Annotated in this window: 7 protein-coding genes and 1 pseudogene; 5 read left to right on the forward strand and 3 right to left on the reverse strand. The window is 42.9% G+C overall.

The features are described from left to right. Positions 1–169: pseudogene (locus RM347_RS24385) on the reverse strand (transposase); the annotation flags it as partial. A gap of 173 nt (positions 170–342) precedes the next feature. On the opposite strand from RM347_RS24385, the gene RM347_RS24390 reads away from it, so the two are divergent. After that, positions 343–765, forward strand: coding sequence for a hypothetical protein (locus RM347_RS24390; RefSeq protein ID WP_322718452.1), 423 nt, complete (start codon positions 343–345; stop codon positions 763–765). A gap of 110 nt (positions 766–875) precedes the next feature. Here the strand turns inward: RM347_RS24390 and RM347_RS24395 are convergent, their stop codons facing one another. Further along, entirely contained in the window at positions 876–4,148 is a 3,273-nt protein-coding gene (locus RM347_RS24395) for a non-ribosomal peptide synthetase (protein ID WP_322718453.1), read from the reverse strand. A 68-nt stretch (positions 4,149–4,216) separates the two neighbouring features. Beyond that, positions 4,217–8,344: a non-ribosomal peptide synthetase gene (locus RM347_RS24400; protein WP_322718454.1), complete on the reverse strand. Its 4,128-nt coding sequence runs from the start codon at positions 8,342–8,344 to the stop codon at positions 4,217–4,219. Positions 8,345–8,450: 106 nt separating this feature from the next. Between RM347_RS24400 and RM347_RS24405 the strand changes: the two genes are divergently transcribed. The 4 genes from RM347_RS24405 to treZ all read left to right on the forward strand — a co-directional run bounded on the left by RM347_RS24405 (position 8,451) and on the right by treZ (position 12,215). After that, positions 8,451–8,573, forward strand: coding sequence for a hypothetical protein (locus RM347_RS24405; protein ID WP_428850604.1), 123 nt, complete (start codon positions 8,451–8,453; stop codon positions 8,571–8,573). A 176-nt stretch (positions 8,574–8,749) separates the two neighbouring features. Next, a complete protein-coding gene (locus tag RM347_RS24410; protein ID WP_322718456.1) occupies positions 8,750–9,355 on the forward strand; it encodes a Uma2 family endonuclease in 606 nt (201 codons plus the stop codon). 131 nt (positions 9,356–9,486) lie between these two features. Then, entirely contained in the window at positions 9,487–9,891 is a 405-nt protein-coding gene (locus RM347_RS24415) for a thiol-disulfide oxidoreductase DCC family protein (RefSeq protein ID WP_322718457.1), read from the forward strand. Positions 9,892–10,367: 476 nt separating this feature from the next. Then, complete coding sequence (treZ, locus tag RM347_RS24420) at positions 10,368–12,215, forward strand: malto-oligosyltrehalose trehalohydrolase (RefSeq protein ID WP_322718515.1); 1,848 nt, start codon at positions 10,368–10,370, stop codon at positions 12,213–12,215. The last annotated feature ends 132 nt before the right edge of the window (positions 12,216–12,347 follow it).

Consider the following 12,347-nt stretch of genomic DNA (forward strand, 5'->3'; position numbering starts at 1 on the left):
ATGTTCTCTCAAATTTACACCATTTATTTGCCCTAACACTTTGCCCTGCTGGTAACCAGACTCCATGATTACTTCTAATTGATACTACATAAGCTAAGTTATATTCAGCTAGCTTTCTAATAAATTGGCTACTTTCACAATATAAACTATCAGCCAATACTAATTCAATATTGTGCAAGTAAAACCAAGGCGATCGCTCAAGAGTATCCAGAGGGAAAGCCTATTGTTTTACTTTTAGACTCAGAAGTAGCAGATATTGCTAAAGCTTCGATTGAGAGCGTTCAAGAAGAAGGTAGTCCTGAATCTCGTACTTGGGTAGGAATAGGCGATGAGTATTGCGCCTTGGGAGAGCTTGCTCGTCGTCGGTTTGGGGGTATATCGCAGCTGAAGGAGCTAAAGTACGAACTAGCAGTCCCTAAAATTTGTGGTGCATTTTGGCTGGCTAAGGAAAAGCTGAATTTGGGTAATGATGTTGCAGCTTACTTGAGCATCCTGCTACCGCCCGGTGAAATGCAAGACAAAGAACAGTTACAAGTTCGATTGAAGGATGCGTTTCGAGGATTTGATACACCAGCAGGTAAGATGCGGGTGAAAATGCTTCGTTATGATGCAGCTTCTGAGGGTAGTGGGATATTTTTTCACCGTAGGCGATCGCTTGGCAATAATATGCCTGCTTCGATGTATGTCATGCTTGGTTATCACAACGCAAGTAAAATGCCATCAAAAAGCAAGTTAAAGGGTTTTTATTGGTTCCCTTTAGCTTAGACCCAGCCAATGCACGCATTTATCCTAATGCTTAAGTTAATCGCTACTACGGCTTATGCACATATACCGGATGGCATAAATGGCATGGCGATCGCTAATTTAGGGATTTCTCAAAATTCCACTTCTTCTCGCTGAGTTTCCGTAGTCTTAGGCTCATCCACACCTTTTGCTACCCAACACATTGCGTTAATGTATTTAGCAAGTTGTTCAACAGTTGGTGTTTCAAACAAATTGCGTACAGGCAAATCTATTTGGAAAGTATCGCGGATGCGGGAAGTTAGCTGAGTCGCCAGGAGAGAATGACCGCCCAATTCAAAGAAATTGTCATGGACGCCTACTTGCTCTTTTCCCAAGACTTTAGCCCAAATTTGGACAAGTAACTCTTCAACCTGCGATCGCGGTGCCACATAATCTTGATGATTGAGAGTTATTGTATCAGGCGTGGGTAAAGCACGGCGATCAACTTTGCCATTAGGTGTTAAAGGTAGAGATTTCAATATCACATAAGCTCTTGGCACCATATATTCCGGTAACTTTTCTTTGAGAAATTGACGAAGTAAGGACGCAAAGCTTTGCACGTCTTGCGTCGGTATCTGTTCCTGGTTGGGAACAATATAAGCCACCAAGTACTTATCATCAGGTACGTCCTCACGAGCAATGACAACAGTTTCTCTCACTGCTAGATGTTGACTTAACACTGCTTCAATCTCTGACAATTCAATGCGGAAGCCACGAATCTTTACTTGATTGTCAACGCGTCCTAAAAATTCAATATTGCCATCTGGTAAATAGCGAGCTAAATCACCCGTTTTATAAAGACGTGTTTTTGGGTTTTTACTAAAAGGATGAGGAATAAAGTGTTTAGTAGTGAGTTCAGGGCGATTGAGATATTCTCGTGCCAGTCCATCACCATCAATATATAGTTCACCAATAACGCCAATAGGCACAGGTTGTAAATGGGTATCTAGTATATAAATTTGCGTGTTTGTAATAGGGCGACCAATAGGTAAAGATATGGACGATGGGAACTCTTCTACGCAGTAATAAGAGGAAAATGTTGTATTTTCTGTAGGCCCATAAACATGAATTAAGTGCTTTGGCATACCAGATTGGAGAATTTTTTTAATCCATCTCGCATCAACAGTTTCGCCACCAAACAGTAAATATTTCAACATTGCAAAAGCTTGTGGAACATCTCTAACAATCTGTTGAAATAAGGCGGTAGTCAAAAACAGAACGCCAATACCTTTTTCTCGTAGTTGTAATGCAAATTCGTGAGGTGAAATGATTACATCTTTACTAATTCCCACAAGTTGAGCGCCGTTAAGTAGCGCTCCCCAAATCTCGAACGTTGCTGCATCAAAAGAAGCGTTTGAGGCTTGGGCGATTTTATCAGATGGTGACAATGTTATATAGTTCGTATTGCATACTAACCGATTTACAGCTTTGTGAGGTACAGCAACTCCCTTAGGTTTCCCTGTAGAACCAGAGGTGTAAATAACATAGGCTAAATTATCACTATTTAAATCACTTTTAGGATTGTCTTCCTTTTCTTGGGTAATAATTTCCCAGTCTTCATCTATAGAAATAATTGGTTTTGAGAAACCTTTAAAATGTTTGAGCAAGTTTTCTTGTGTCAGCAATACTGAAACTTGTGCATCTTCAAGCATAAAATTTAGACGTTCTTGAGGATAACTTGAGTCTAATGGAACATACGCTCCCCCTGCTTTAAGAATACCCAACAACCCAACGATCATTTCTACAGACTGTGAAATACAAATGCCGACTAAAACTTCTGAACAGACCCCCAATTTTTGTAAGTGGTGTGCTAGTTTATTGCTGCGAGTATTCAACTCTTGATAAGTGAGTAGCTCATTAGCAAAGTTTACTGCTATAGAATCAGGATACTGCTGTACTTTTTCTTCAAATAATTGATGGATACATTTATATTGAGGATAATCGGCTTGGGTGTTATTCCATTCCACCAATACCTGATGTAACTCCGCTTCATTTAATAACGATAAATTTGCAATTCGTTCTTCTGGATTTGCAACAATAGCTGATAACAGAGATTTAAAATGTTCTACCATCCGGCTAATAGTGGCTCGATCAAATAAATCTGTGTTGTAAACCATTACGCCTCGGAGACCTTCAGAATATTCCCAGTTTCCGCCCCATAAGCTCCTAAAGTCCTCAGAACACTTCCACAGATGCAGTTCCAAATCAAAACGCGTTTTTTTTAAGTTAATATTCAGAAAGCTAGGTACTAATCCAGGCAGTTCTAACGCTGACATTGGCGCATTTTGAAAACCAAACACCACTTGAAATAGCGGATGATGGCTCAAGTTTCGCTCTGGATGTAGTTCTTCAACTAACTTTTCAAAGGGTAAATCTTGGTGGCTGTATGCTCCTAACGTTACTTCCCGTACTCTGCCTAGTAGTTCTCGAAAAGTCGGGTTTCCAGATAAGTTGCTACGTAGCACTAAACTATTGACAAAAAAACCAATTATGCCTTCAATTTCGCTGCGGTTACGATTAGCAATTGGCGAACCTACCGCGATATCTTCTTGATGGGTGTAGCGGTAAAGTAATGTTTGAAATGCTGCCAACAGTGTCATAAATAAGGTTGCAGCTTCTTGCTGTGCCAGCTTTTCTAGTGCATCAACTAGCTTTTTTGGTAACTCTAGAAATTGTGTTGCTCCTTGATAACTTTGTATAGCTGGTCTTGGTTTGTCAGTAGGCAGATGCAGTATGGAAATACTGTTTAATTGCTCCCGCCAGTAAGCTAACTGGGTTTGCAGTACTTCTCCTTGCAGCCACTCGCGTTGCCAGTGAGCAAAATCAGCGTACTGAAGAGGCAGTTCTAATAGAGGAGAAGGCTGGTTTTGTGCAAAAGCTGCGTACAGCGTTCCCAGTTCCCGAATCAGTACCCCCATAGACCAATCGTCGCAGATAATGTGGTGCATATTCAGTAATAGAATATGTTCTGTCTCAGAAAGCACAAGCAGCATTACTCGCAGCAATGGCCCAAAGGATAAATCGAAGGGGTGTTCTATCTCTGCGGTAACAATGCACTTTGCTTCAATCTCCTGTTCATCACCTGGCAATTGCTGGAGGTCTAATACAGAAATAGGTATTGTTAAGCTGGGTGCAATCGCCTGTAGAGGTTGCCCATCCAACACTATAAATGTGGTGCGTAAGGTTTCGTGGCGACGCACGATTTCGTTAAAAGTCTGTTCTAGTGCAGCTAACTTAAGCGAACCTGTCAACCGAATTACTGTCGGCACATTGTAGATAGCATTGCTGGGGATCAACTGGTCGAGGAACCATAACCGTTGTTGAGCAAAAGATGCTGGAAAAACAAAGACTTCTTCAGAAGACATATTGAATAAAAAGGCAGAGGGCAGAGGGCAGAAGGTAAGATGTTTATTTAAGATGACGCTAATTATCTTCAATTTTGTGCTTTCTCAATACAGGCTTTTAGCTGTGCAGCGAGAATTTGGATATGGGGTTTTCTCAGCATAGTTAGGTGATTGCCAGGAATATGATGAATTTCCGTTCCTCCCACAGTTAGCTGATCCCAACCCATACTCGAATCTTCCTTGGCAATGCCTGACTGAGCCTTTGTTCTGAAAAGATTAATTCGTTTAGGGTACGCTTGCGGAACGTAGTTAAGAACTGCTTGGCTATTGGCATAAAAAACACGAAGCATGGGACGAATTGCTAACTCGCTTAAAAGTCTTAACTTGGATTCTTCGGGTATAACGTTGACTGTGGCATCCTCATTCCGGGTGAGATGAGAGAAGAGATTTGTTTGGAGCCGCACAATTTTATTAAAATTAGTCAACCGAGAAGTTAAACTGTTAATTCGATTTCTGGCGATCGCAATAATTAGATAAAAATAATCGAGGAAAAAGGGCCATATATATCGCGCCACTGTCGTCAGCATAAACTTGAAGCCACTACCCAAAGAAGGTATATTTCCCGGAATTGGTGCTAAAGTGTCAAGCACAGCAAGTAAAGCCACTTCTTCCCCAGACTTTTGGAGTTGTTGAGCCATTTCAAAAGCAACCCAACCTCCAAAAGACCAACCTCCTAAAAAATAAGGGCCTTTGGGCTGCACTCTACGCAATGCTTCAATGTAGTGAGCAGCCATATCCTCAATACAAGTTAGTGGAGGAATTTTCCCGTCAAGTCCAATGGGTTGTAGCCCATAAAATGGTTGATTTTTTCCCAAATGATGAGCTAATTCGTAATAAGGAAAGACAACGCCAAAAATTGGATGGACGCAGAAGAAAGCTGGACTTGAACCAGCAGGTTGAATCGGAACTAAGGGTGACCACGGTAGAGAATCTGCTTTTGAGGATAGAGAAGTTGCTAAACTTTCAATTGTTGGATTTAAAAATAAAGTAGCTAGCGGCAATTCACGCTCAAACTGCTTGTGTATCTGCTTCATCAGGTGTACAGTTAACAGCGAATCTCCTCCCAAGTCGAAGAAGTTATCGTAAATACCCACACGCTCAACATTAAGGACTTCAGCCCAAATTTTTGCCAAGGTTGACTCGGTTGGAGTACGAGGAGCAATAAATGCTTTATCTGTTGAGCCGCTAGCCGGACTGTCGAGTTTTGTTAGCGCCAAACGATCCACTTTACCGCTAGCTGTTAGCGGTAGGGAATCCAGCAGGACAAAAGCTTTTGGCATCATGTATTCTGGTAATTTGTCTTTTAAAAATTCACGTAAAAGTAATACGATATTTTGCGTCTCTACATTAGGAACAATATAAGCCACCAAATACTTATCACCAGATACGTTCTCTTTAGCAATTACTACTACTTTTTGCACATTTTGATGCTGAGTCAGCACCGTTTCGATTTCTGACAACTCAATGCGGAATCCACGAATTTTTACTTGATTATCGATGCGTCCTAAAAATTCAATATTACCGTCTGTTTGATATCGCGCTAAATCACCTGTCTTGTAAAGTCGCGCCCCCTTTTTATCACTAAACGGATTTGAAATAAACTTTTCAATAGTTAATTCAGGGCGATTAAGATAGCCTTGTGCCAATCCCTCACTACATATATATAATTCGCCAGTAATTCCAATTGGTAAAGGTTGTAAATGCTTATCTAATATATAAATTTGAGTGTTAGCAATAGGGCGACCAATAAACGGTTTTTCACTGATATTACTAATCTCTGCAACGGTTGACCAAACTGTTGCTTCAGTAGGTCCGTAAGCATTAAAAAACCGACGTTGAGAGTTACACCAACGTTTTACAATATCATCGGTGCAGGATTCGCCTGCACAAATAATAGTTTGTAATGCCGGAAGTGATTCTGTAGGTAGAACTGCTAATACTGCTGGCGGAAGGGTGACGTAAGTAATAGCTTTTTCGCGCAATAATTTGAGTAAAGGTTGTCCGGGTAGAAGGGATTCTTTATTTGCTAAATAAAGAGTTGCTCCTGTTTGTAGTGCCATGACAATCTCAAAAATTGAGGCATCAAAACTTAATGATGCGAATTGCAGAATGCGGTTAATCGGTTGTAAATTGAAAACCTCAATCTGGGCTTTTGCTAAGTTGGATAATCCTCGATGCTGGAGCAAAACACCTTTAGGTTTTCCTGTTGAGCCAGAGGTGTAGATCACATAAGCTAGGTTGTCAGATGTTACGCAACTGGTCGGGTTTTCTTGGCTGTATTGTGTAATAGTTGCCCAATCTTTATCTATACAAATAATTGGATTCGAGAAGTCTTCAAAATGCTTGAGCAACTTTTCTTGTGTTAGTAAGACTGAAACTTGTGCATCTTCTAGGATGAAGTTAAGACGTTCTTGAGGTAGGCTCGGATCTAAAGGCAGGTATGCTCCACCCGCTTTGAGGATGGCTAATAATGTGACGATCATCTCTAGCGATCGCTCTATGCAAATGCCAACTAAAACCTCAGGGACTACCCCCAATTTTTGCAAGTGATGTGCAAGTTGGTTGCTGCGGATATTTAACTCTTTGTAGCTGAGTTGTTCATCGCCAAATACTAGTGCGATCGCATCGGGAGTTTTTTCTACCTGCGCTTCAAATAACTGATGAAAACACTTGTTCTCTGGGTAGTCTCTTTTAGTGTCATTCCAATCGATTAATAACTCTTGTCGTTCTCGCACAGTAAGTAAAGACAAATCTGAAAGACGCTGTTCTGGATTGGCAACAATGCTTTCTAGCAGCGTTTGGAAATGTCCCAGCATCCGGGTAATGGTAGTATTATCAAATAAATCGGTGCTATACACCATTTGTCCTTTCAAACTTTCCAAGTCTTGCCACAGATGGAACTCTAAATCAAGCTTTGCAGTTTTGCTATCAAACTCAAATGGCGAAAGCGTTAACTCAGGTAACTCTAGCGCTGCGATGGGAGTGTTTTGCAGGCTAAATACAACCTGAAAAAAAGGATGATAGCTCAAATCTCGCTCTGGATGAAGTTCCTCTACCAGTTTTTCAAAAGGCAAATCCTGATGGCTGTATGCTCCTAAACTTACCTCTCGCACTCGATTCAACAATTCTCGAAACGTCGGGTTACCTGAGAAATCTGTACGTAGCACCAAGCTATTGACAAAAAAACCAATTAATCCCTCTAGTTCGCTACGGTTGCGATTAGCAATAGCTGAACCTACTGCAATATCCTCTTGCTGCGTGTAGCGATAGAGCAAAGTCTGAAACGCTGCAAGCATTGTCATGAACAAGGTAACGCCTTCTTGGTAGCTAAGTGCCTCTAGCTTTTGAGTTAAGGAGTTTGGTAGCTCTAGAAACTGTTTTGCACCCCTGTAAGTAGGAATTACTGGTCTTAGCCGGTCGGTGGGGAGATTCAGCACTGAAATTCCGTCTAACTGCTTTTGCCAATAAGCTAACTGGGTTTGTAGGGGCGAGGTGCCATTTGCCCCCACTCCTTGCAGCCACTCCCGTTGCCATTGGGCGAAATCTGCATACTGAATGGGTAGTTCTGGCAAGGACGCTCGCTTATCCTCTGCAAAGGCTTTGTATAATACCCCCAGTTCTCTAATTAGCACTCCAATTGACCAGCCATCGGCAACAATGTGATGTAGATTTAGCAGCAGCACATATTCTGCTTCATCTAGTTGTAGCAGCTTCACTCGCAGCAATGGCCCGGTGGTGAGATTGAAAGGACGTTGAGCCTCTTGGGTTACGATTTGCTGCAATTGTGTCTCACGTTCTTGGCTCTCGAAATTGCGTAGGTCTATTAGAGGAAGAAGTATGGTTAAGCTAGGTGCGTTAGTGCAGCTTTCCGCAGGAATCGCCTGCACTGGTTGCTGTTCTACCATAATAAACCTAGTGCGTAAGCTTTCGTGGCGACGTACAATTTCGTTGAATGTCTGTTTTAAGGCGGTGAAGTTGAGGCAACCTGTCAGGCGAAGTGCTGTTGACACGTTGTAAAATGGATTGCCCGGTGCTAACTGGTTGAGAAACCACAATCGCTGCTGGGCAAAAGAAGTGGGAAAAACGAAAACCTCTGCTTCTTCAGAAAAATTAAGTTCTTCATCATCTGTAAGACTACTGAGAATATATTGGCTCATAAATGAATGGCAAACAGTTGTAGTGAAATTTAAGGCATGATAACTGGAAACCGCGGGCGATGTTTGAGGACAAGCGTTTTAGTATTTGTATTGTCGTGCTATCTAAATGCGATCGCTTGCATTGCGAATGCGACGGCCGCCTTTTAATTGCGATCGCTTGCATTGCGAATGCGACGGCCGCCTTTTAATTGCGATCGCTTGCATTGTGAATGCGGCGGCCGCCTTTTAAATGCGATCGCTTGCATTGTGAATGCGGCGGCCGCCTTTTAAATGCGATCGCTTGCATTGTGAATGCGGCGGCCGCCTTTTAAATGCGATCGCTTGCTTCCAAAAATTAACCCACCTTTTCTGTACTTTGCCACGGCAGTCGCTACAATAAGCCTACGTCAAGTCAAAACAAGACCTATGACCTACACTTCGCCCAAACTACTTACCTTCGAGGAATTTATCGCTCAATATGGTGACAATACACGCTACGAATTAATCGACGGACAACTAAGAGACATGGAACCTACAGGCCCACACGAATCTGTTGCAGGTAGTATTGCTGGTAGAATCTATGTCGAAATTTTTAATTCTAATTTCAACTGGCTAATTCCAAAAACTTGTTTGATTAAACCACCTGCTGCTGAAGCCACAGCGCTACGTCCTGATGTAATTGTTTTAGATAAAGCAGAACTTAGTAAAGAACCCCTTTGGCAAAAAGAACCTATTATTTGTAACGGCAGTACAATCAAACTTGTTGCTGAAGTTGTGAGCACAAATTGGCAAGATGATTATGCGAGGAAAGTAGAAGAATACGCTTTTCTTAACATCCCAGAATATTGGATTGTGGACTTTCGTGGCTTGGGTGGGTTGCAATTTATTGGCAATCCCAAACAACCCACATTCACCGTTTGTCAGTTAGTTAACGGTGTGTACCAGCAGGAACAATATCGGTTAGGAGATAGTATTTCATCTGATCTCTTGCCAAATTTACAACTTAAACTCGATGACATTATGCATATTTAACGACCGCCACGGTATTGGAAAGCAAGTGGCTGAAGTAGCGATTGCTGATTTGCGGCTTTTTTCTAAGCTAGAATACCAAAGTTGTGTTTAGACACATCCGACAAGTCTATTGCCGAAGAGCCGTTATTTTTATGAATTACTACGTAATCTACGACGGGAATTGTAATCTCTGCGTTACCCTAGTGCAATTGCTAGAAACCTTAGACCAGGGTAAGCTGTTTCGCTACGCTCCCATGCAGGATGAGCAGACACTTTTACAGTGGGGAGTTACAGCCCAAGACTGTGAACAGGGGATGATTTTAATTGATGGCAACGATCCTCAGAGACGTTGGCAAGGTAGTAACGCCGCAGAAGAAATTGGGCGGTTATTGCCAGCAGGAAGTATATTTGTAGACGCTTATCGAGCCTTACCGGGGATGAAATGGGCAGGCGATCGCTTTTACGAACAAATCCGCGATAATCGTTACACCATCTTTGGTAAGCGTTCTAGTACTTATGAATCGGCATACTGTGTTGATGGTAGCTGCAAGCCGTAGGTAGTACAGGTGAGGGTATTCGTCTGAGGCAGACAGCAGGGGGCAGGGAGCAGGGAGATGAGGGGAAACCCCATAAATAAATGTATTGGCTCTGAGACAACGCATTATTTATCGTCGCACTTTCCGCGACGCTCGATAGCGCAGCGTTAGCGACGGAGGAGCGTCTGACTCGCTAACGCTGCGCTATCAAAATAAATATTTTTTTCTTGAGCATAAATACATTTATTAGCTCGTAACCCTAGACTGCTGGGGAATTCCAGCATCTTTCTCCCCCTGCCCCCCGCCCCCTGCTCCCCTGCCTCTTTGGTCATGAGAGAGAATTTGTTGTGGTCAAAAATCCGCCTCCAGATGCTAGCGAAAAGTCTGGTAGACCAACCATTATGCTATCTGGCGTGTTTGTAAACATTGTGCAATCAATGGCATTTGCGATCGCGCCACAATTCGGCACAACACACGATCTGATGGGAGGATACTGCGTGAGAATTGGTGCTAACTACTTGGGTAACGGAGAGTGTGAATTTACAGTTTGGTCTCCGCTATTAGATAGCGTCACGGTAAAAATTTTGACGCCAGAACAGCAGTTAATTCCCCTCAAGCCTCAGTCTGAGGGATACTGGCACACGAAAGTCAACGATGTCTATCCAGGTACGCTTTATCGGTATGTGTTGAATGGCCAAGACACCTTTGCCGATCCGGCGTCGCAGTATCAACCTGAAGGGGTGCATGGACCGTCTCAAATTGTCGATCAACAATTTGAGTGGACTGATGAAGGGTGGACTGGCATTCCTGTGGAGTCGATGATTTTATATGAACTCCACGTTGGCACATTCACGCCTGAAGGAACTTTCACCGCCATCATCCCCCGCCTACCGGAACTGAGGGAACTTGGAGTTAACGCTATTGAAATTATGCCCATCTCCCAGTTTCCGGGAGATACTCATATTGAAGCTTCTCTGAAATACCGCAACTGGGGTTATGACGGCGTTTACCCTTATGCTGTCCAAAATTCCTACGGTAGTCCAGCCGAACTGAAACAATTAGTAAATGCTTGCCACCAAAACGGAATTGCCGTAGTGCTGGATGTGGTGTATAACCACTTTGGGCCAGAAGGCAACTATATGAATCAGTTCGCGCCCTACTTTACTAAAACCTATAAAACGCCGTGGGGCGATGCGATGAATTTCGACGATGCCCATAGTCAGGGTGTACGAAACTATTTTATCCAAAATGCGCTTTACTGGTTGCGCGACTTCCACATTGATGCATTGCGGCTGGATGCTATTCAAGCAATTTACGACTTGGGGGCGAAGCATTTTTTGTGGGAACTGGCGGAAGCGGTTCATCATTTCTCACAACAAGGGCAAAAATGGAAACGCCATCTAATTGCCGAAAGCGATCTGAATAATCCACAAATAATTCGGCCGGTAGAACTGGGCGGGTATGGTCTTGATGCTCAGTGGAGTGATGATTTTCACCATTCATTACACGCACTTTTAACAGGCGATCGCCAAGGATATTATCAAGATTTTGGGCAATGTGCTCAATTGGCAAAAGCTTATGAAGATACTTTTGTCTACGATTGGAAGTATGCTCCACACCGGAAGCGATTTCATGGCGTATCTTGCCGCGATCGCCCTTTATCACAGTTTGCAGTCTGCATTCAGAATCACGATCAAATCGGCAACCAAATGAAAGGAGAACGCCTCAGCCAGCGAATCTCTTTTGAGGGATTAAAGTTAGCTGCCGGCGCTGTGCTGCTGTCGCCCAACTTACCCCTGTTATTCATGGGAGAAGAATACGGCGAGACAGCACCCTTCATTTACTTTGTCAGTCACTCCGATCCAGATTTAATTCAAGCAGTTCGAGCCGGACGCAAAGAAGAATTTGAAGCATTTCACTATGCAGATGATCCCCCAGATCCAGAATCGGCAGAAACTTTCCTAAAGTCTAAACTCAATTGGCAATTACGCAATGAAGGTAACCACAAGATTTTGTGGAATTGGTATCGCCAGTTAATTAATTTACGCAAGACGCATCCAGCACTTTTAAATCAAGACCGCAACTCCATCCAAGCGACTAGCGATGAAGACAAGCAGTTGGTCATCGTGCGTCGTTGGTGCGAATCGAGTGAAATAATATTTGTGATGAATTTCAATTCGTCTCCAGTGACAGTGACTCTGCCGTTTGAGCAAAATGCTCATAAATTGTTAGACTCTGCTGATACCTTATGGTCTGGGCATGGTTCTGAAGCTGCTGACCATCTGTCTGTGGGTCAAGAAGTGAAATTGCAACCTACTAGTTTAGTACTCTATGAAAAAGGATGAGGGGGAGAGTTAAAACTTAAAGTTTTAGCCTCATAACCTCAACGTTCGAGCAAAAAGGTGCAAACTCCCCACTTTGTACAGACGCGATTAATCGCGTCTTTCCCCACAGACGCGATTAATTGTGTCTCTACC

It is taken from the genome of Nostoc sp. ChiQUE02 (genome assembly GCF_034531305.2).
GTDB lineage: Bacteria > Cyanobacteriota > Cyanobacteriia > Cyanobacteriales > Nostocaceae > Nostoc.